Below are 19,963 nucleotides of genomic sequence, written 5' to 3'. Positions count from 1 at the left end.
TGTAGTGTTTGTCAATCACTCTCCACAAACCGACCAATAATATTGACATTATCCGCTACCGATACAAAGGCTTGAGGATCTGCTTTTTTCATAATTTGCTTAAATTCACTAAACTCCGCACGTGTGATAATAGTAATCAACACCGTTTTTTGCTCATGATTGTAGGCACCCTCCGCACCATTGATGATGGTCACACCGCGATTAAGCTTTTTATGTATCTTTTTGATAACTCGTTCAGGATGATTGGTAATAATCATGGCCTGCATCCGTTTTTGTTTCACGAAAATCGCATCAGTCATCCGACTGGAGATAAACAGCGCAATCATTGAATACAGGGCATATTGCCAGCCAAAGGTCATCCCTGCAACCAACATAATCATAATGTTGACAATCAAGGAAATGGAGCCAACTTGTCTTCCCGTCTTCTTGCGAATAATAATAGAGACAATATCAGTACCACCACTGGATACATTGTTCCTAAGCGCAAATCCAATTCCAGTTCCCAGCATAAGACCACCAAAAATAGCATTTACTAACGGATCCGTCGTCAGGGTAACTGGCGGCATAAATTGGATAAAGAAAGAACTGAAGGATACCGTAATAAAGGTAAAGATAGTAAATTTATAACCAATTTTATACCAAGCTAAGATAAGCAAGGGGATGTTCAGACCGTAATAGACCACCGCAATCGGTACATTCCAACCAGCGTAAGAAGCTGCCAGAGCAGAAACAATCTGTGCAAGACCAGTCACTCCCGATGAATAGACATTCCCTGGTCTATAGAAAAAATTAACTGCAATACTAGATAGGAGTCCATAAATAATGGACCCCGATATCCGTTCAGCATATTTTTCCTGAGAAATTCCCAAAATGACCGACCAAAACTTATTCTTTCTGGCCTTTCTTAAAAAGCGGACACGCTGTTTTCTGAAAAATTTATTCATTTTCAAGGGTGATATCTAAAGCTAATTCCTCTAATTGTGCTGGTGCAACTGTACTTGGAGCTTGTGTCATTGGATCAGATGCCTTGTTATTCTTCGGAAAGGCGATAACTTCACGAATGTTATCCTCACCAGCCAATAACATGACAAAGCGGTCCAAACCGATAGCCAATCCACCGTGTGGTGGGAAGCCGTAGTCCATAGCTTCTAGCAAGAAACCAAACTGCTCATGCGCATCTTCAGCTGAGAAACCAAGAGCCTTGAACATCCGTTCTTGCATCTCTTTTTGGTTGATACGAAGGCTACCGCCACCCAATTCATAACCATTCAAAACAATATCGTAGGCAACCGCACGAACCTCCGCCAAATCACCATCCAAATGATGAGCTGTTTCTTCCGTCGGCAAAGTGAATGGGTGGTGGGCACTCATGTAGCGACCTTCTTCTTCAGACCACTCAAACATTGGCCAGTCTACAATCCAGAGGAAGTTGAACTTGCTTTCGTCAATCAAGCCTTGTTCCTTAGCCAAGCGGTTTCGCAAAGCTCCCAGGGTATTGTTGGCTACTTCCAATTCATCTGCCACAAAGAGCACTAGGTCCTTGTCTTCCAACTGTAAACTTGCTGTCAAGTTTGCTGTAATGTCTGTCAAGAACTTAGCAACTGGGCCCGCTAATTCTCCCTGATCAACTTTCACCCAAGCAAGTCCCTTGGCACCAAATTGTTTGGCGTATTCTGTTAATTTATCAATGTCTTTACGTGAGTAGCTGTCCGCCGCACCCTTGACAACAATGGCCTTGACAACTGGTGCTTCTGAGAAGACCTTGAAGTCAACTTCCTTGACAACCTCTGTCAAGTCTTGTAAAAGCATTTCAAAACGAGTATCTGGTTTGTCTGAACCATAGAAGTTCATAGCATGGTCATAGGTCATACGAGGGAATGGCAAGGTCAACTCGATCCCTCTGGTATCTTTCAAGACCTTGGCAATCAAGCCTTCTACGATGTCTTGGATTTCAACTTCATTTAAGAATGAGGTTTCCAAGTCCACCTGTGTAAACTCAGGTTGACGGTCCCCACGCAAGTCTTCATCACGGAAACACTTAACGATTTGGTAGTAGCGGTCAAAACCTGCATTCATCAAGAGCTGCTTAGTAATCTGCGGACTTTGCGGAAGGGCATAGAAATGACCTTTTGATACACGAGATGGCACCAAGTAGTCACGCGCACCTTCTGGCGTTGACTTGGTCAACATTGGTGTTTCCACATCGATAAATTCAAGCTCGTCTAGGTAGTTGCGAATGCTGTGGGTTACAGCTGCACGCAACTTGAAGTTGTTGAGCATTTCTGGACGACGAAGATCCAAATAACGGTAACGAAGACGGGTGTCATCGCTGGCTTCAATGCCATCCTTGATTTCAAATGGAGTTGTCTTAGCCGTGTTCAACACTGTCAAGTTGGTTACCTGCAGTTCAACAGCTCCTGTTGGGATATTGTCATTAGCTTGCTCACGTTCCACAACCGTTCCTGTTACTTCGATAACGAATTCAGAACGAAGACTTTCCGCTTTTTCCATCACTTCAGCTTCAACAGACTCAGGGTTAATCACCAATTGCATAATGCCTTCACGGTCACGCAAGTCGATGAAAATCAGGCCACCCAAGTCACGACGACGGCCAACCCAACCTTTCAAAGTAATTTCCTGTCCGACATGTTCCTTACGAACACGTCCAGCATACATAGAACGTCTCATATTCTTCCTCTTTTACTGATTTTATACCTATTCATTCTACCATAAAATAGCTGATTTTTGGGAGAAATTGCCGAGAAAAATCGAAAAACCAGCCCTAGTTGACTGGTTTACGGTATAACATATCCAAATGCGGAATATCATCCTCCAAATATACTTCAGAAACCGGATTAAAGCCAAGCGATTGATAGAATTTTTCCAAATAGGCTTGGGCCCCGATTTTAATCTGACTTTCTTTCCATTCATTTGTAATGTAAGCGATAGCTTGCTCCATCATTGGACGACCTAATCCTTTGCCACGACGACTGGGCTTGATGACCACACGTCCGATGGAAACTTCATCATAACTTAGACCAGCTGGCAATATTCTCAAGTAAGCTACTAACTCTCCTTCATCAGTTCCCAAAAGATGAAGACAGTTTGGATCCTTTCCGTCAACTTCAGGATAGGGACAGGCCTGTTCAAGCACAGATTAAGTCTTTTAGTTTACTTTTAGTACGAGGCAACGAGCTGCAAGCTGTACTAAAGTACGGTAAAGCGAGTTAACGAAGTAATAAAAGAAAAACTAAATGACTGATACATCGGTCCGAAGTGTCAACCTATTGTAAAGTTCCTGTAAACTTAGTTGGTCAAATGCTTTTATGTCCCACTTCATACATTCCTCCTAGGGCAGAATGTTGCCTGCACTTCTGTAAATCTCGTACCATTCTGGTCTAGCCAAGGTAATCTGACTAGCTTGTGCAATCTTGGTCAGACGTTCTGGATTCATGGACCCAACTATGGTTTGAATTTTTGCTGGATGACGCAAAATCCAAGCCACGACAATTGTTTCATGTGAAACATTGTATCGCTCTGCTATTTCCCCAATCGTTTGATTTAAAAGAGCATAGTCTGGATGGTTGGCAAAAATACCTCGTTGCAAATCAATCAAGAAAGGAGACCAGGCTTGGATAGTGATTTTTTTAAGCTGGCAATAATCAATCAGCCCACCATCACGCATAGTCGCAGCAGCATCTTTCATATTGACATGTAATCCAGCATCAATCAAAGGCGTGTGAGCAGGAGATAGCTGCAATTGATTAACTGCAAGCGGTTGATCGAGATAGGATTGTAATAACTCCATTTGGTAAATGTTTTGGTTGCTGACGCCAAAATGATGAACCTTCCCTGCTTTTTTCAAGAGATAAAAGGCTTCTGCCACTTCCTCTGCCTCCATTAGAGCATCCGGACGGTGGAGGGCTAAAACATCAAGATATTCTGTATCCAAGCGCTTCAAAATCCCATCCACAGATTCCAAAATATACTCTTTTGAGAAATCAAAATAACCTTTACGAATGCCACATTTTGATTGGAGAAGCAGGTCCTCACGTTTCAATCTCGCCAATTTTGCCCCCTGAGCAAAACGGATTTCTGATTCACCACCATCATAAATATCCGCATGATCAAAAAAGTTGATTCCCTGTCCAACGACTGTATCTAACACTTTAGCAGTTTCCTGCTCTGTCAGACGAGCCATTCGCATACAACCTAGACCAATTCGTGAAACTTCTAGACCTGTTTGTCCTAATCTTTGCATTTATCTTCTCCTTGTAAACGTTTTTCTTCTCTTTCATTATAACAGAAAAGGGAGCGGGACAGAACTCGAAAATAAAAAGAGTTCGTCAACAATTTTTCGTTTTAAGTTGTTGAGCTGAAACAGTCTATCCCCAGACTGTTTCACTCCCACCCCCGCACAGCTCCAACAGTCAGAGTAGTGACTGTTGGAGGTTGGAAATGAAGCGCACTCTGTTCGCATCAGTCGTAGAGGTCAGATTTGAAGTGTGCAACACGAATTGCTGAGATGTGCTGTGCAAATCTTATCTCCAACCTCTAACAATCTCCCAGATTGTTAGAGCCAATCAACCACTGTGCTGAGATGTTGACACTAGCTTTGAGAAGTGGCAGTCAACCTCCTAGTTGAAACCATAAATTCTTTTAGCAATTTTATAGACAGCATTGGAAATTTTTCGGCCTGGGTAACCGTAAAGGTTGGTTAATTGACCGAGTAACCCTTTTCGAACAATCTTAAATAGAGATGGATTGTTATCCCGAATATAGTGCCAGAGTTCCTGCTTTTTCATCATATGTTCAGCTGTTCCAGCACGATTGAGAAGGGCACAGGAGATAATGGTGGTAATTTCCACATGATTGAGCAAATAACTCCGTAAATCAGGATTGTCAATCGCCTCCAAGTCTAAATTGTCTACCAAGATTCGATTGACTTTCAACTGCTGGTCAATTCGTTTAATCATGACAGACTCATTGACAGACTGGTCATTTCGCCCAATAAAGTAACGATAAAAATCTACTGGCAGATAGAACATGGTTTTCACAGCCTGCAAAGGAGTAAATACGAAAATATTATCCACATAGAAAGTATGATCTGGTAGAACAAGACCAACCTCACGCAATAAATCTGTCCTGTAAATCAAGGAATGCATCATCATGTATTGACCCTTGGAAAAGGCACCTACATCTTCCCAACCGAAGATACGGTTCTCAGGTAGAGTGGATTGATAAGACATAGATTTTTTACGAGATTGTCCCTCTTTTTCATAAACAAAGTTGGAGATAAAGGCATCAACTGGCGAATTTGCATCTTCCAAAGCCTGTAAACTCTCCAGGATCTTCAAATAGGCCCTAGTATCGACCCAGTCATCTGAATCCACGACTTTAAAGTACTTACCCTTGGCCTCACGTATCCCTGTATTAACAGCTCCGCCATGTCCCTTATTGTCCTGATAGATAGCTCGCACATTTGAAAATTGATTGGCAAGTTCCTCTGCGATTTCCTGAGTTCGGTCTGTTGAACCATCGTTAATAATCAGAATTTCAACCTTGTCCCCACCCATTACAAGGGAATGAACACAGTAATGAAGGTAGGCCTCCGAATTATAACTCGGTATGGCAATGCTTAGTAAGGTCATCTTTCTCTCCATTTGACACAATTTGTTACTATTTTATCATATTTTCAGGAAAGTTGCAGAGCACAAATATTTTAAAAAACAAACTTATTCACAAGTTGTGGATAAGTTGTGGATTTCTTTGTGTTTCTGTGGATAACTATTATCAGTTTTTGGTGGTAATTTCTAGTTTTTCCACATCCCTATTTTGACTACGTTCAATAATCACATCAAGATAATCAGCCAAGAAACTTCTCGGTGATGCTGCTTGCAAGGTCTGATAAGCCTGGCTTGGAAATACCTTCTCATCTAGCCAAATCTGATCTAGTTTTTCTCCTGAAAAATAAGCACGGTTGGCCGGCATGATAAATTGTGAAATAGCATCTGCTGTCTCACCATCATACCAACCTTCATCGTTTAACATATTGTGGACCATGATGTCACTGGTATGATCAAAGACAGTTTGTAAGTAGATAACGTGATCCTGCAAATTTGGATCACTAGGTTGGTGCTTTTCTGTCCACGAAGCCATATCAAGTTGAGTTTTTTGATAGTGAATGCTTGTATCATCAAGGCTCAATTGACCGATAACTGCTGGATAAATAGAAAATGCTCCATTGACCACTTCAGTATAGTTAACTTGTCCCAAGTCTTCCTTAACAATATTCTGAGAATGAGTGTGCCCCGAAAAACCAAAATGAACCCCATACTGATTAAACAAAGCCTTCAAATCGGCAGCATTATCCAAAGTATAGCCTTTTGAGAGCATGGCATGCTGTTGCAAAACATTGTGATGGACAACAGGTATCAGGTTCACTCCAGCTTCCTTAGCTGACTTAAGTTGTAGTTCTATCCAATCCAAGGTCTCTTTTTTGATACGTCCATTGGTTGGAGGAGCTCCTTTTCCGTAGCCGTCAGAGTAGATGTTGCTGTCTATCATCAGAAACCAAGCATTTGAAAATGGTTTGCCCAGGTAACTCAATGAGGCTTTGTCACGACTGCTAGCTTGTTGATAACCGTGATTGACAAATAGCTCTGCAAATTGCTGAGCGGCGACCTGATCCGTCACTATCTGCTGGTCTCCCTTAAAGGCCCTAGCCCATCCACTGGCAATATCATGGTTGCCAGGAATCACCAAAACCTCCGTTCCTTGTTCCTCAATCTCTGTAAAATACTGAGCTAATTCAACCATGCTCTGCTTTTCACCGTTTAGAGTCAAATCTCCACTGACAAGTAACAAGGAAGGATGTTCACGCTCAACCTGCTCAACCAGAGCCTCCATCCGCTCTTTTCCATAACGTAAATCCTTGCCAGCAGCTGTCTTTTCGATATAAGAAAATGCCTCTCCATCATCAAATAAATCCTGTGACAAATAATGCAAATCAGTAATAATCCAGATTTTATCCTGGTCTCTTAATTCAGCCTCGGCATAGGATTGCTGACGCTGGCCGGCAATAGCAGACAAAATAAAAACAATGACTGCAATTACTCCTAACAATAATACTATTTTCTTCTTCATACCTTAAAAGTATATCATCTTAAAAATAGAGGGACAAGAAAAAGAAGCTCGACCTTCTTTCTGCCGAGCCTCTTATGTCTACAATTTATTTCTTAGCAAATCCAGCTGCTTGTTCACCAGCCTGACGACCAAATACGATGATATCTGCTACTGCATTACCACCAATACGGTTTTGACCATGAACACCACCAGTTACTTCACCAGCAGCATAAAGACCTGAGATTGCTGAACCGTCTGTTTTCAATACTTCAGTATTGGTATTGATTTTCACACCACCCATTGTATGGTGAATACCAGGTGCAACTTTAATGGCATGGTAAGAACCAGTATTCAAAGCATGGTCCATACCTGATGTGCGACCAAATGCTGCATCATTTTTATCTGCCACAGCCTTGTTCCAAGTATCAAGTGTTGTTTGAAGAGAATCCGCAGGTACACCAATTTCTTTAGCCAAATCTGCAAGAGTAGCACCCGTTTTTACAAGACCTTTTTCTTCGTATTGAGCAATAGCCTTCACACGATCTTTCAAGGCATCATCAAAGATAACATAAGCGTAGTTTGGTTCCAAACTATTGATAGCTGCAGAAACTTTATCACGAGTTTCCAATTCGTTAACAAAACGCTCACCTTTTGAGTTGACAAGGATAGCACCTTCGCCACGAACTGCTTCTGTAATCAAGTAAGAAGTTTCTTGCTCAACACTTGGGTGAATTTGGATTTGTTCCATATCAACAGTTGCTGCACCTTCTGATTCAGCAAGTGCAATACCGTCACCTGTTGAACCTTCTTGGTTAGTTGTAACATAACCTTTCAATGCTGGGTTTAATTTAGCAACCATTTCCAAATCTGCACCGAAACCACCTGTCGCCAATACAACTGCTTTAGCTGAGATTTTCTTAGTTTCACCAGCAATCTTCACTTCAACACCTGTCACAGCTCCATCCTTGTCTTGGAGTTTTGTAACATCTGCATTAACAAAAATTGGTACTTCACGTTCAACAAGATTGTGGTAAAGACCATTTACCAAGTAGCCACCAACAGCTGAACCATCTGCTGGACGGTGGGTACGTTTTTCACTCATACCTCCAGTGGTAGTGATGTTGCTGAGGGTAATACCCATACCATCCAACCAGTCAATTGCACCAGCTGAGTTATCTACAAGGTAACGAAGTAATTCAGGATCATTTGTTCCTTTACCACCTTTAAGTGTTTCTTCATAGAATTTATCGTTTGAATCAGCAATGCCTTCCGCTTCTTGGAATTTGGTTTGTGAAGCATTCATACCAGCTGATGATTTAGCTGTATTCCCACCAATTACAGGCATTTTCTCCAACAAAACAACACTAGCACCAGCATCTTTAGCTGAGATAGCTGCTGACATACCTGCACCACCTGAACCAACAACGATAACATCGTAGCTATCTTTCAACTCAGATGGATCTGTATAAACTTTCTCAGATGCACCTGAAACAGCTTCTTCTGAAGAAGACGAAGTTGAAGAAGAGGATGATGTAGCTGTCTTTTCAGACTTACCTCCACATGCTACTAAAAACACAACAGCAAGTAGACTCAATAATAAGCCTAACCAAGCTTTCTTTTTCATGATAAACCTCCAATTTTTATCTGATATGAGTATTATACAAGATTGTGAAATGTTTTTCAATTTATTTTGAAATATTTTTCACAAACATAAAAAATGTATGAAATTCACTTCATACATTCTTAAACTATTTACTGCCCTTGAAGAGCTAAAAAATTCTCTATTTCGGTTATCGTTGCTTGACTCCCTTTACGAAGTATTCCAGATAATTTACCAGATTTATAATAAGTTAAGCTAGGAACCGTAGCAAGACCTTGACTCTGCCGAAATTGTTGTATTTTACCATTCGGATCCGACTCGCTATCTAAATAGTAGATCGTCGCACGGGATTGCTCTACTGCCTCTGTTAATTTCGGAACAAAATCACGACAATAAGGGCATGTCTCCCGACCTATGTATAAAATAAATTCTTCCTCGTCTTGGACCTTTTGCTCCACTTCATCTATAGAAATAGCCTGATAACTCTTTACAGCCTTCACATAGTCTGATTCATTTGGCGCAGTCGCTGATTGAGACAAAAAGAATGCCCCACCTACGACCAAAATAGTTAATACCGCTAGCAAAAAATACTTACGCCACATAATCCCTCCTCAAATACAGACAAAAAGCCCTTATAAATAGGGCTTTTAAAATATCGATACAAATCTTAGAGCATTTTGTTGTAGAATTCTACGACAAGTGCTTCGTTGATTTCTGGGTTGATTTCGTCGCGCTCTGGCAAGCGAGTCAATGAACCTTCAAGCTTTTCAGCATCGAATGATACGAAAGCTGGACGGCCAAGAGTTGCTTCAACAGCTTCAAGGATAGCTGGAACTTTGATTGACTTCTCACGAACTGAGATCACTTGACCAACTTCAACGCGGTATGAAGGGATGTCAACGCGTTTGCCGTCAACAAGGATGTGACCGTGGTTTACGAATTGACGTGCTTGACGACGAGTAGTTGCCAAACCAAGACGGTAAACGACGTTGTCCAAACGACGCTCCAAAAGAAGCATAAAGTTGAAACCAAGAGTACCTTGTTTGATTTTAGTAGCTTGTACGAACAAGTTACGGAATTGTTTTTCACCCAAACCGTAAGAGAAACGCAATTTTTGTTTCTCAGCCAATTGCAAACCGTATTCTGACAATTTAGAACGGTTGTTTGGTCCGTGTTGACCTGGTACGTAGTTACGACGTGCCAATTCTTTACCTGTACCTGTCAATGACAAGCCAAGACGACGAGCTTGTTTCCAAGATGGTCCTGTATAACGTGACATAGTTATGTCCTCCTAAAATAAAAAATAATTATTGTAGGAAATAACGTTTTAAGCAAACCTGATTCGTGCAGGAGGCCTTCATCGAAACAGCAACGATTACTCTTCTTGCTGACCTTCTGTTGACGAGCTTCATTTTGCTCTGCTGTTATTTCGCACAAAGGTTAGTATAGCACAAAAAAAAGGCTCTGTAAAGCCTTTTTCATCGATTAATCCAAATAATGAATCAAAATCTTTTCAGTCAAAATATCTGAGTAAGTATAGGATTCTACAAAAGTATTGTTTGGATCTTCAAACTCTACGATAAAGAGGGATTGATAGACCTCAATAATTCGTCCTTGCTTATTCTTCTCACGCTTACGACCATTTTCAAGGGTCAATTCCACAATCTGTCCCTCATGGTCTTTAATATCCTGCTTGATTTGCTTCATCTTAGCAACATCTGTAAATGCATCACTCATTCTCTATCCATCCTCTCTCTTGGAAATACTTGCAAATTTATTGTACTCTTTTTGGAACATCAGTTCCACGGTACCACGCGCACCGGAACGGTTTTTCTCGATAATCACCTCAACCGTGTTATTTGGAATGCCGCCGTCTTCCTGCTCACCTCGTTCATAATAATCATCACGATACAAGAAGGCTACGATATCCGCATCCTGCTCAATAGATCCCGATTCACGAATATCTGACAAAACAGGTCGCTTGTCCTGCCGCTGTTCAACTCCACGCGACAACTGACTGAGGGCAATAACTGGAACTTTCAATTCCTTGGCCAAAATCTTCAACTGACGGGAAATCTCTGAAACCTCTTGTTGCCGGTTTTCCCGACCAGTTCCTGTAATCAACTGAAGATAGTCAATCAAGATCAAGCCTAGATTGCCCGTTTCCTGAGCCAACTTACGTGAACGCGAACGAATCTCTGTAATCTTGATACCTGGTGTATCATCAATATAGATACTAGCCCGAGCCAGGTTAGCTTGAGCCACCATATACTTATTCCACTCTTCCTGCGTCAAATGACCCGTACGAATGGAACGCGAATTGATAACTCCCTCAGAAGCCAACATACGGTCCACCAAGCTCTCCGCACCCATCTCCAAAGAAAAGATGGCGACGGTCAAACCTAATTTTGTACCAATATTCTGAGCAATATTGAGAGCAAAGGCCGTCTTACCAACTGCAGGACGAGCCGCAAGAATAATCAACTCCTCCTCATGCAGACCCGTTGTCATGGCATCAAGAGCGGGATAGCCAGTTGCAATCCCTGTAATATCCGATGTCTGCTTTGCACGTGTCTCAAGGTTATCAAAGTTGATATTTAAGACATCATCAATCCGCTTGAAACCACTTCGACTAGCACCTTCGCTTACATCAATCAGAGCCTTCTCAGCATTGGCAATAATGTCATCTGAACCATCCGCACCCTCATAAGCCTGATTAACTGCATCCGTCAAACGAGCAATCAGCTTACGGAGATTTGATTTTTCAGCGACAATCTTGGCATAGAATTCCGCATTGGCTGCCGTCGGTACCGAACTGATAATTTCAGCCAAGTATGCCAAACCACCGATATTTTCCAAATCACCATGGTTCACTAAATAGTTACGCATGGTAGTCGCATCAATTGCCTCATTTCTATCAGAAAGAGCAATCATGGCCTTGAAAATCAGCTTATGGGCATGCTTGAAAAAATCCTCTGCCTCGATATATTCACGAACAAAGACCAACTTGCCTTCATCAAGGAAAATAGCTCCTAATACCGATTGTTCAGCTAGAATATCCTGCGGTTGCACCCGCAATTCATCCAACTCTGCCAAGATCTCACCTCCTCACTGACAATGATAACTCTTCTAAGCTTCTTTAATACTCAAATTGATAACACCTGTCACATCTTGATAGATTTTGACAGGAACATCAATCAAACCAAGGGCACGAATTGGGTGGTCCAATTGGATATGACGTTTGTCAATCTTAATACCAAATTGTTTTTCCAATTCTTCAGCAATCTTCTTGCTAGTGATAGAACCAAATGTACGACCATCTGGACCAACTTTTTCGACAAATTTCACTAACGTAGCTTCTTCTGCCAACTTAGCCTTGATAGCCTCTGCTTCAGCAATCATTTCTGCATGAGCCTTAGCTTTCGATTTTTCTTGACCACGTAGGGCGCTGATTGCTTGGGTTGTAGCTTCTTTAGCTAAATTTTTCTTAATCAAGAAGTTTTGGGCATAACCTGTTGGAACTTCCTTGATTTCGCCTTTTTTTCCCTGACCTTTTACATCTGCCAAAAAGATAACTTTCATCTGCTTCACCTAACTTTCTTTTATTTCCTCATAAATTTTACTGATGAGGTTATTCTTAACTTGTTCAAGGGTTTGGTCATAGACCTGGGCTGCAGCCAAATTGAAATGACCTCCGCCCCCCATTTCTTCCATAATCCGCTGAACATTGACCTTGCTATGACTTCTTGCGGAAATGGCGACATACCCTTTGGTATTTTTGGTAACAACAAAGACTGCCTCAATGCCAGCCATATCCAATATGGTATTAGCTGCCTTACTTGGAACGATCGTGTCATACTCCAAGCTTTCCTCACCACAAGCAATCACAATATGTGGCTCCAACTTCTCCCCACGCAAAATCAATTCATTGATTTGACGATAGGCATCGAAATCTGTCGCTGAAATCTGCTGAATTTCAAGACTATCGCTACCACGTGTACGCAAATAGCTAGCCACATCAAAGGTCCGACTGGTTACCCGAGAAGTGAAATTCTTGGTATCCAGCATAATTCCAGCCATCAACAGACTGGATTGCAAACGATTGAGCTTATGGCGTTTATCGTTTTGGAATTGCACCAACTCCGTCACTAATTCGCTGGCTGAGCTAGCTCCACTTTCGATATATGTCAATACAGCATTGCTTGGAAAATCTGTATCCCTACGATGATGATCCACAATCACAACCTGACTGAATTGCTCATAGAGTTCCTTGTCCAAGGTCAAACCAATCTTGGAATGGTCAACCATGATTAACAAGGATTGGAAAGTAACCATTTTCTTGGCTTCCTCAACAGTAATCAGATTAGAACAATTTTCATCACTCAACTTTTTAATGGCCCGTGCAATATCTGGTGCCATCTCGTCAGGATTATAAACCGTATAGGCATTGTTCATGATATTTTGGGCAAAATATTGCATCCCAACTGCTGAACCCAGAGCATCCATATCCAAATTACGGTGTCCGACAACAAAGACAGCATCCACCGATTTGAGCTTATCAGATACGGCTGTCATCATGGCACGCGTTCGAGTACGAGTTCGTTTTACTGATGAAGCTGAACCTCCGCCAAAGAAAAGCGGTTGCTTACTCTCGTCATTTTCCTTGACCACAACCTGATCTCCTCCACGAACTTCAGCCATGTTAAGATTTTGAAGAGCTATCTGTCCAATCTGATAATGGTTGCCATCACCATAGGCCAAACCCATACTAAGCGTTAAGCCTAGCTCCAATTTTTTGGCTTCTTCACGGAATTTATCAATAACAGAGAACTTATTTTCAATCAACATTTCTAAAACAGAGTAATCCGTAAAGAAGTAAAAACGATCCATGGTTCCACGACGGTAATAGATACCGTAATCGTGGCAGAAATCAGAAACAAACTGAGCCAAAAATGAATTGACCTGACTAATCTGTGAATCCGTCACCGTATCTTCAAGCTCATCATAATTATCAACAGAAATAATTCCGATAACCGGTCGACTACCAATTAGACTATTTGTCGCTGAATACTCTGATGAAGCATCAAAGAAGTAAAACAAACCATGGTCGAAATCAACGTTAACCAGGTATCTTTTCCCAGAAAAATTAGCATAGACACGATCCTCATCCAGACCCACATCAATAATTTCACGCAGTTTCTTCTGGTCAAATCCCCCATTTTCCTGAGCAAAAATCAGCTCTGCAAAGGGATTAAACCACTCCACTTGATTGCTATCCGGCCGAACCTTAATCACTCCGACCGGCATCTTATCCAGAAGCATCATCAAGCCCGAATTGGCCTGATGATTGAGATATTCTATTTGTTCTAACTCACTAAATTCGTAAGAATGTTTTTGATAGATAAATAAGGCAACCAATACACTTAAGCTCACTAGTAGAGCCAAAATAGTAAAGGCACTTGTTGGAGATAATTGATGGAACAATGCCACCATTCCAAACAAGATAACGCCTATCATGACAAAATGAATTGTCGAAAACCGAAATTTTTTCATCACTAACCTCTGCCTGCCATTTTACCACAAATCACAAGAAATTGCTAGTTTTCGCTAGCACGCACAAGAAAAGAACAGCCTTACTGACTGTCCTTTGATTTGTTTTTAGAAATGGAACGACTGCGTCCTTCCAAGTAGACCATGAGAATGGAGATGTCGGCTGGATTGACACCGGAAATCCGACTAGCCTGGCCAATGGTTTCTGGTGAAATCAGCTTGAATTTCTGACGAGCCTCGGTCGCAATGGAGTCAATATCATCCCAGTCAATGTCAGCTGGAATTCGTTTTTCTTCCATACGTTTCATCTTCTCCACCTGATCCAAGGCCTTGGCAATGTAGCCCTCGTACTTGACTTCTGTTTCAATCAATTCAATGGTCTTGGCATCCAAGTCCTCTGCCGCAGGGCCGATAAAGGCTACCGCATCTGCGTAAGTCACATCTGGACGACGCATGAATTCCTTGGCGGTAAGGGCATCCGTCAGAGGCTTGAAGCCCATGGCAACAACCTTTTCGTTGGTTTCCTTGATTGGCTTGAGTTTGATAGACTCCAAACGTTTCATTTCGTTGTCAAATTGGTTTTTGTGAATCTGGAAGACCTGCCAGCGTTCATCATCTACCAAGCCAACCTGACGACCAATCTCCGTCAGTCGCATATCGGCATTGTCATGACGCAGAATCAAGCGGTATTCTGCCCGACTGGTCAAGAGGCGGTAAGGCTCCACCGTTCCCTTGGTTACCAGGTCATCAATCATGACACCAATGTAGCCGTCGCTTCGTTTCAAAATCAACTCAGGCTTGCCCTGTACCTTGAGGGCGGCATTGATCCCAGCGATAATTCCCTGACCTGCTGCTTCTTCATAACCTGATGTTCCGTTGGTCTGACCTGCTGTAAAGAGCCCTGAAATCTTCTTGGTTTCAAGCGTCGCCCGCAACTGATGAGGCATAACCATATCGTACTCAATGGCGTACCCTGTCCGCATCATCTGGGCATTTTCTAAACCTTTAATAGAGTGAATCAAGTCCTGCTGTACATCTTCTGGCAGACTGGTTGACAGCCCTTGAACATAGATTTCATCGGTATTGCAACCTTCTGGCTCTAAGAAAAGCTGGTGGCGTTCCTTATCCGCAAAACGAACAATCTTATCCTCAATGGAGGGACAATAACGGGGACCAATCCCCTTAACAATTCCTGAAAACATGGGTGCTCGGTGAAGATTGCTATTGATAATCTCATGGCTGGTCGCATTAGTATAGGTCAACCAGCAAGGAATTTGATCCTGCAAATAATCCTCGTCCTTGGACAAGAATGAAAAATGGTTTGGCTTATCATCGCCTGGTTGAATCTCGGTTTCTTCGTAGTTAATGGTACGAGCATTGACACGCGGTGGTGTCCCTGTCTTGAAACGACCAATTTCAAGTCCAAGTTCTTTCAGGTTATCCGCCAACGTGATAGAAGCCAAGCTATTGTTAGGTCCTGACGAATATTTGAGGTCCCCGATGATAATCTCACCACGCAAGGCTGTACCCGTCGTCACCACAACTGCCTTGGCTGAGAATTTCTGATTGGTAGCCGTGCGGACACCGATTACCTTACCCTCTTCCACCAAAATCTCATCAATCATGGTTTGACGCAGGGTCAGATTTTCCTGACGCTCCACCGTCCGCTTCATCTCTGCTGCATACTCTGCCTTATCCGCCTGAGCCCGCAAGGCACGAACAGCTGGCCCCTTACCCATATTAAGCATTTTCATCTGAATGTAGGTCTTGTCAATGTTGCGGCCCATTTCGCCACCCAAGGCATCGATTTCCCTTACCACAATCCCCTTGGCAGAGCCACCAATGGAGGGATTACAGGGCATAAAAGCCACCATATCCAAGTTAATAGTTGCAAGCAAGGTCTTACAGCCCATCCGACTGGCTGCCAAGCCCGCTTCTACACCAGCATGCCCCGCTCCAATCACGATGACATCATAGTTTTCTGCAAATGTGTGTGTCATGTTGTTTTCTCCTTCATGTTCATAATGTGTTTAACTTGTCCACTCCAGTTTGGCAATTCCTCTGCCAGAAAAGCTGGTACGACATCTAGGTTGACAAGCTTGTCAAGTGCAATCCATTCACAAGCTTGCTTCAACTTCCCTTCAATCATCTCCTTAGGCATTTCTCCAATAGGCTCCACGATAAAATGAAACTCGATATTGTGAAAATCTCTGTCTTCGTGTGTGAACTGATTTTCAACGACAAAAGCTAGTTGGTTGACACGACTGTCAATCCCTAATTCTTCTTTGACTTCTCGAATAGCCGCATCTGTTGCTACCTCATTGACCTCAACCGCACCGCCAATGGTATAATAACGCCCCTTAGAGTCCTTCGTGAGAAATATTTTCCCATCTTTTATAATCAATGCAGTCGCCCGAATACCAAAAATCTGATTGTCAATTCTGGTCCTAAAATCCATTCTTCCTTTTCTTTTCTAAAATCTCTTCTAGATATGGAACTAAGTTGCTCTTGTTTTCATTGTTATAGGTTAACCATAGAAAGTCAGTATGCTCTTCTGGGTCAAGAAGGATTGTTTTGGGCTGCTCAAGAAGCTTCACTTCATAGACCAGCCTCGTAAATACAGTCTGCTTCTCTTCATCAAACTGACTATCTTCATGGATAATGGTCAGATTTTCCTTTTCTATCAAAATACCTGTTTCTTCAAAACACTCTCTCACTGCGGCATCACGGGGCAATTCATTCTCCTCGACACGACCGCCTGGAATGTCCCAATATCGAGGAAAAACATTGGGCTTGCAACGCTTAATCTGCGAACGCTGAATAATCAAGTGACTGTCTGCAACAGTCAGTAAAACATGGGCAATCAATTTAACAGGCATGGTTCCTCCGCTACTTTAGTTATCTTTGTTCATAAAATGCTTTAGTTGTCCGTCCCAGTTGGCTAACTCGGTCTTAAGAAAGGCTGGATTGAGATCCAGTTTCTCTAAGTCCGCAAAAGCAACCCATTCACACTGGCGAATAGAATTTCCTTCTTCCAGATTGGGAGCAGGATTAGACAGTGGGGTAACTATATAGAGAAATTCAATCTGATGATAGGATTTCTCCTGTAAGGTGAACTGATTTTCAACAATAAATGCTAGTGGTCCAACCTCCACATCAATTCCGATTTCTTCTTGCATTTCCCGCAGGACAGCCTCTTCCGTCGTTTCACCAAGCTGAATAGCTCCACCTAAGGTGCAATATTTCCCCTCAGGCGACTTAACAAGATATAACTTCTCATCTTGTACCACCAAGCCCGTTGCACGAACACCGAAGATTTGATTGTCGTGTCTCGTTCTGAAATCCATCTTCTCTCCCCAATCGCAAAAAATAGCCAAAACTCTCGAAAATTGCAGGACAAAAAAGCCTACAATTCCCATGAGCTTTGACCATCATGATAATTGTTACTCTTATTTTAGCAAAAGATTTGTAGAATTTCAAATCTGGTGTTACGTTAACGTTTCAATATACTCTAAGCCCCAAGCCTCAACAGCATCCAGCACCGCCCGAAATTTTTCACCCATTTCAGTCAAACTGTACTCTACACGAGGGGGTACTTCTGCATAGACCGTACGACTAATAATGCGATCCTCCTCCAATTGTCTAAGGTGCCTTGTTAACATGGTTTGAGTAATACCTGGAATTAGTCGCTGTAATTCATTGAAGCGTTTCGTTCCTGTACTGAGTTGGTAGATAATCACCAATCCCCACTTACCAGTCAAGACTTTTTGCGTTGTTGCAAAAGGGCAAATACCATATTCACTAACTTTTTTCAAAAAAATTCTCCTTTATTTATCACAATAGTATCACTTTTGATACCAACCAATACAAAAGTACCTACTTGCATAATTGATTGAATTGGACTATAATGTACTATATCAAAAAAATTGGAGGACATCAAATGTCAACAAACTTGGAAATTTTTAATGCCTATAACAATGCTCTCATCGCTGGTGATTTTGCGGCTCTTTTTGAAACAATGGCCGACGACATTATCTGGCATCAACCCGGAAATCATTCAACATCTGGTGCTAAAATTGGTAAGGAAGTACTCGGAGCACATCTAGCAACTTTCGCCGAAAAAACAAATGGAACATTCAAAGTAGTGACAAACTGGGTATCCGATAATGATACTCTTGTTGCCGCTAACGTAACATTCCTCGGTACTCGAACAGATGGTGAAGAACTAAACATGAATGGTATCGATCTTTTCCGTATGGAAGATGGTAAAATCAAGGAAGTTTGGCTCTTCTCAGCCGACCAAAAAGCCGAAGATACTTTCTGGGGATAAGATAAAAAGCTCAGCACGAGGGTGCTAAGCTTTTATTTTTGATTAAATATACTGACAAGCCTCTCCGTCTTTATAGGCCATGTCAATCATGCCACCGCCCAAGCATTCTTGTCCGTCGTAGAAAACTACAGCTTGTCCTGGTGTGATGGCCCGCTGTAGCTCTGCAAAGATGACTTCTGCCTTGTCCCCTTTTACCTTGACAGTTACTTGACTGTCTGGTTGACGGTAGCGGAACTTAGCTGTACACTCAAGTGTGAATTCTTCAGGCATATCCCGTGTAAAGTGTACTTGACTAGCCTGTAAAGAAGTTGACATTAGGGACTCATGATAGAAGCCTTGTCCGACATAGAGGATATTTTGGGACAGGTCTTTTCCGACAACAAACCAGGGCTCATTGTCCCCACCGATTTGTCCTCCGATACCAAGCCCGCCCCGCTGGCCAATGGTATAGTACATAAGGCCGGTATGCTCTCCCATATCACGACCGTCAACCGTCATCATCCGACCGGGCTGGGCTGGCAAATACTGCCCTAAAAATTCTTTGAAGTTCTTTTCACCGATAAAGCAAATGCCTGTCGAATCTTTCTTTTTAGCGGTCGCTAAGCCTGCTCGCTCTGCTATTTCCCTAACCTGAGGCTTTTGTAAATGGCCGAGCGGAAACATGGTTTTCTGCAGCTGTTCCTGTGAAAGTTGGCTGAGGAAGTAGGTTTGGTCCTTGCCATTATCTGCCCCACGCAGCATGTGGACGGTGCCGTTCTCGTCGCGTGACACCTGAGCATAATGCCCCGTCGCCACATAGTCTGCACCCAAGTTCATAGCGTAATCCAAGAAAGCCTTGAACTTGATTTCCTTGTTACACATGACATCTGGATTGGGTGTGCGGCCTGCCCGATACTCTGCTAGGAAGTACTCAAATACGCGATCCCAGTACTCTTTTTCAAAGTTGACAGAGTAGTAAGGAATGCCGATCTGGTCTGCCACTGCAGCCACATCCTTGTAATCTTCTGTTGCTGTACAGAAGCCATTTTCATCCGTGTCATCCCAATTTTTCATGAAAATGCCGATCACATCGTAGCCCTGCTCCTTGAGCAAGAGAGCCGTAACCGATGAATCCACACCGCCACTCATACCGACAACAACACGGGTTTTCGAATTGTCTATTGACATCATCTTCTCCCATCTTTTCGTTGAAATCACGATTTGAAGGTCGTATTCCAAATTTTTTTCAAAAAACGATTTGAAGGTCGATTTTGAACAACTTGTATTATACCACACAAACGGAAGAAGAAACAGAAATTTGGTATTGAAACCCCATTCATCTAGGCATTCTATCCAAATCAAAAATTTGATATAATAGT

The 19,963-nt window shown here is 42.3% G+C and carries 19 protein-coding genes and 1 pseudogene; 1 reads left to right on the top strand and 19 read right to left on the bottom strand.

Annotation, left to right across the window (positions count from 1 at the left end; translation table 11 throughout):
* Window positions 1–11: 11 nt before the first annotated feature.
* The 18 genes and pseudogenes from NF418_RS02210 to NF418_RS02125 all read right to left on the bottom strand — a co-directional run bounded on the left by NF418_RS02210 (window position 12) and on the right by NF418_RS02125 (window position 18,090).
* The gene (locus NF418_RS02210) at window positions 12–950 is read right to left on the bottom strand and encodes a YitT family protein (RefSeq protein WP_373325942.1); all 939 of its coding nucleotides are present in this window, start codon (window positions 948–950) and stop codon (window positions 12–14) included.
* Entirely contained in the window at window positions 937–2,688 is a 1,752-nt protein-coding gene (gene aspS / locus NF418_RS02205) for an aspartate--tRNA ligase (RefSeq protein WP_256778254.1), read from the bottom strand. Before aspS ends, NF418_RS02210 begins: the two co-directional genes overlap by 14 nt.
* A 94-nt stretch (window positions 2,689–2,782) precedes the next feature.
* Window positions 2,783–3,154: pseudogene (locus tag NF418_RS02200) on the bottom strand (GNAT family N-acetyltransferase); the annotation flags it as partial.
* 195 nt (window positions 3,155–3,349) lie between these two features.
* Window positions 3,350–4,261 (bottom strand): aldo/keto reductase, encoded by a 912-nt coding sequence (locus tag NF418_RS02195; protein ID WP_256778252.1) that lies wholly within the window; start codon window positions 4,259–4,261, stop codon window positions 3,350–3,352.
* Window positions 4,262–4,637: 376 nt separating this feature from the next.
* The gene (locus NF418_RS02190; RefSeq protein WP_256778251.1) at window positions 4,638–5,651 is read right to left on the bottom strand and encodes a glycosyltransferase family 2 protein; all 1,014 of its coding nucleotides are present in this window, start codon (window positions 5,649–5,651) and stop codon (window positions 4,638–4,640) included.
* A 142-nt stretch (window positions 5,652–5,793) separates the two neighbouring features.
* Complete coding sequence (locus NF418_RS02185) at window positions 5,794–7,146, bottom strand: metallophosphoesterase (protein WP_256778250.1); 1,353 nt, start codon at window positions 7,144–7,146, stop codon at window positions 5,794–5,796.
* A gap of 85 nt (window positions 7,147–7,231) precedes the next feature.
* Entirely contained in the window at window positions 7,232–8,749 is a 1,518-nt protein-coding gene (locus NF418_RS02180; protein ID WP_256778249.1) for a flavocytochrome c, read from the bottom strand.
* Between the two features lie 128 nt (window positions 8,750–8,877).
* Window positions 8,878–9,327: a DUF6568 family protein gene (locus tag NF418_RS02175; protein ID WP_256778248.1), complete on the bottom strand. Its 450-nt coding sequence runs from the start codon at window positions 9,325–9,327 to the stop codon at window positions 8,878–8,880.
* A gap of 65 nt (window positions 9,328–9,392) precedes the next feature.
* Complete coding sequence (gene rpsD / locus NF418_RS02170; RefSeq protein ID WP_002938227.1) at window positions 9,393–10,004, bottom strand: 30S ribosomal protein S4; 612 nt, start codon at window positions 10,002–10,004, stop codon at window positions 9,393–9,395.
* Window positions 10,005–10,210: 206 nt separating this feature from the next.
* Window positions 10,211–10,462, bottom strand: a complete 252-nt coding sequence (locus tag NF418_RS02165) for a Veg family protein (RefSeq protein ID WP_044689963.1) — start codon at window positions 10,460–10,462, stop codon at window positions 10,211–10,213.
* Window positions 10,463–10,465: 3 nt separating this feature from the next.
* Window positions 10,466–11,821, bottom strand: a complete 1,356-nt coding sequence (dnaB, locus tag NF418_RS02160) for a replicative DNA helicase (protein WP_029179684.1) — start codon at window positions 11,819–11,821, stop codon at window positions 10,466–10,468.
* Between the two features lie 33 nt (window positions 11,822–11,854).
* Window positions 11,855–12,307: a 50S ribosomal protein L9 gene (gene rplI / locus NF418_RS02155; RefSeq protein WP_105125009.1), complete on the bottom strand. Its 453-nt coding sequence runs from the start codon at window positions 12,305–12,307 to the stop codon at window positions 11,855–11,857.
* Window positions 12,308–12,316: 9 nt separating this feature from the next.
* Window positions 12,317–14,278, bottom strand: a complete 1,962-nt coding sequence (locus tag NF418_RS02150; protein WP_256778247.1) for a DHH family phosphoesterase — start codon at window positions 14,276–14,278, stop codon at window positions 12,317–12,319.
* A gap of 80 nt (window positions 14,279–14,358) precedes the next feature.
* Complete coding sequence (mnmG, locus tag NF418_RS02145) at window positions 14,359–16,275, bottom strand: tRNA uridine-5-carboxymethylaminomethyl(34) synthesis enzyme MnmG (protein ID WP_256778246.1); 1,917 nt, start codon at window positions 16,273–16,275, stop codon at window positions 14,359–14,361.
* Window positions 16,272–16,733, bottom strand: coding sequence for an NUDIX hydrolase (locus NF418_RS02140; protein ID WP_256778245.1), 462 nt, complete (start codon window positions 16,731–16,733; stop codon window positions 16,272–16,274). Before NF418_RS02140 ends, mnmG begins: the two co-directional genes overlap by 4 nt.
* Window positions 16,723–17,154, bottom strand: coding sequence for an NUDIX hydrolase (locus tag NF418_RS02135; protein ID WP_105125005.1), 432 nt, complete (start codon window positions 17,152–17,154; stop codon window positions 16,723–16,725). The genes NF418_RS02140 and NF418_RS02135 overlap by 11 nt, the downstream gene beginning before the upstream one ends.
* 15 nt (window positions 17,155–17,169) lie before the next feature.
* The gene (locus tag NF418_RS02130) at window positions 17,170–17,622 is read right to left on the bottom strand and encodes an NUDIX hydrolase (protein ID WP_256778244.1); all 453 of its coding nucleotides are present in this window, start codon (window positions 17,620–17,622) and stop codon (window positions 17,170–17,172) included.
* Between the two features lie 141 nt (window positions 17,623–17,763).
* Window positions 17,764–18,090: a winged helix-turn-helix transcriptional regulator gene (locus tag NF418_RS02125; RefSeq protein ID WP_256778243.1), complete on the bottom strand. Its 327-nt coding sequence runs from the start codon at window positions 18,088–18,090 to the stop codon at window positions 17,764–17,766.
* Between the two features lie 125 nt (window positions 18,091–18,215).
* On the opposite strand from NF418_RS02125, the gene NF418_RS02120 reads away from it, so the two are divergent.
* Window positions 18,216–18,605, top strand: coding sequence for a nuclear transport factor 2 family protein (locus tag NF418_RS02120; RefSeq protein ID WP_256778242.1), 390 nt, complete (start codon window positions 18,216–18,218; stop codon window positions 18,603–18,605).
* Window positions 18,606–18,647: 42 nt separating this feature from the next.
* Here NF418_RS02120 and mnmA read toward each other — a convergent pair whose 3' ends face one another.
* The gene (gene mnmA, locus NF418_RS02115) at window positions 18,648–19,772 is read right to left on the bottom strand and encodes a tRNA 2-thiouridine(34) synthase MnmA (RefSeq protein WP_256778241.1); all 1,125 of its coding nucleotides are present in this window, start codon (window positions 19,770–19,772) and stop codon (window positions 18,648–18,650) included.
* Window positions 19,773–19,963 lie beyond the last annotated feature (191 nt).

It is taken from the genome of Streptococcus suis (genome assembly GCF_024509555.1).
Taxonomy (GTDB): Bacteria; Bacillota; Bacilli; order Lactobacillales; family Streptococcaceae; genus Streptococcus; species Streptococcus suis_AD.
This window is presented reverse-complemented; position numbering and strand designations above follow the sequence as displayed.

Excerpts from the sequence above, each read along its gene's own strand:
- aspS (WP_256778254.1), bottom strand. The coding sequence starts at position 2,688 with ATGAGACGTTCTATGTATGCTGGACGTGTTCGTAAGGAACATGTCGGA.
- NF418_RS02195 (WP_256778252.1), bottom strand. The coding sequence starts at position 4,261 with ATGCAAAGATTAGGACAAACAGGTCTAGAAGTTTCACGAATTGGTCTA.
- NF418_RS02190 (WP_256778251.1), bottom strand. The coding sequence starts at position 5,651 with ATGACCTTACTAAGCATTGCCATACCGAGTTATAATTCGGAGGCCTAC.
- NF418_RS02185 (WP_256778250.1), bottom strand. The coding sequence starts at position 7,146 with ATGAAGAAGAAAATAGTATTATTGTTAGGAGTAATTGCAGTCATTGTT.
- NF418_RS02180 (WP_256778249.1), bottom strand. The coding sequence starts at position 8,749 with ATGAAAAAGAAAGCTTGGTTAGGCTTATTATTGAGTCTACTTGCTGTT.
- NF418_RS02175 (WP_256778248.1), bottom strand. The coding sequence starts at position 9,327 with ATGTGGCGTAAGTATTTTTTGCTAGCGGTATTAACTATTTTGGTCGTA.
- rpsD (WP_002938227.1), bottom strand. The coding sequence starts at position 10,004 with ATGTCACGTTATACAGGACCATCTTGGAAACAAGCTCGTCGTCTTGGC.
- NF418_RS02165 (WP_044689963.1), bottom strand. The coding sequence starts at position 10,462 with ATGAGTGATGCATTTACAGATGTTGCTAAGATGAAGCAAATCAAGCAG.
- rplI (WP_105125009.1), bottom strand. The coding sequence starts at position 12,307 with ATGAAAGTTATCTTTTTGGCAGATGTAAAAGGTCAGGGAAAAAAAGGC.
- NF418_RS02150 (WP_256778247.1), bottom strand. The coding sequence starts at position 14,278 with ATGAAAAAATTTCGGTTTTCGACAATTCATTTTGTCATGATAGGCGTT.
- mnmG (WP_256778246.1), bottom strand. The coding sequence starts at position 16,275 with ATGACACACACATTTGCAGAAAACTATGATGTCATCGTGATTGGAGCG.
- NF418_RS02140 (WP_256778245.1), bottom strand. The coding sequence starts at position 16,733 with ATGGATTTTAGGACCAGAATTGACAATCAGATTTTTGGTATTCGGGCG.
- NF418_RS02135 (WP_105125005.1), bottom strand. The coding sequence starts at position 17,154 with ATGCCTGTTAAATTGATTGCCCATGTTTTACTGACTGTTGCAGACAGT.
- NF418_RS02130 (WP_256778244.1), bottom strand. The coding sequence starts at position 17,622 with ATGGATTTCAGAACGAGACACGACAATCAAATCTTCGGTGTTCGTGCA.
- NF418_RS02120 (WP_256778242.1), top strand. The coding sequence starts at position 18,216 with ATGTCAACAAACTTGGAAATTTTTAATGCCTATAACAATGCTCTCATC.
- mnmA (WP_256778241.1), bottom strand. The coding sequence starts at position 19,772 with ATGTCAATAGACAATTCGAAAACCCGTGTTGTTGTCGGTATGAGTGGC.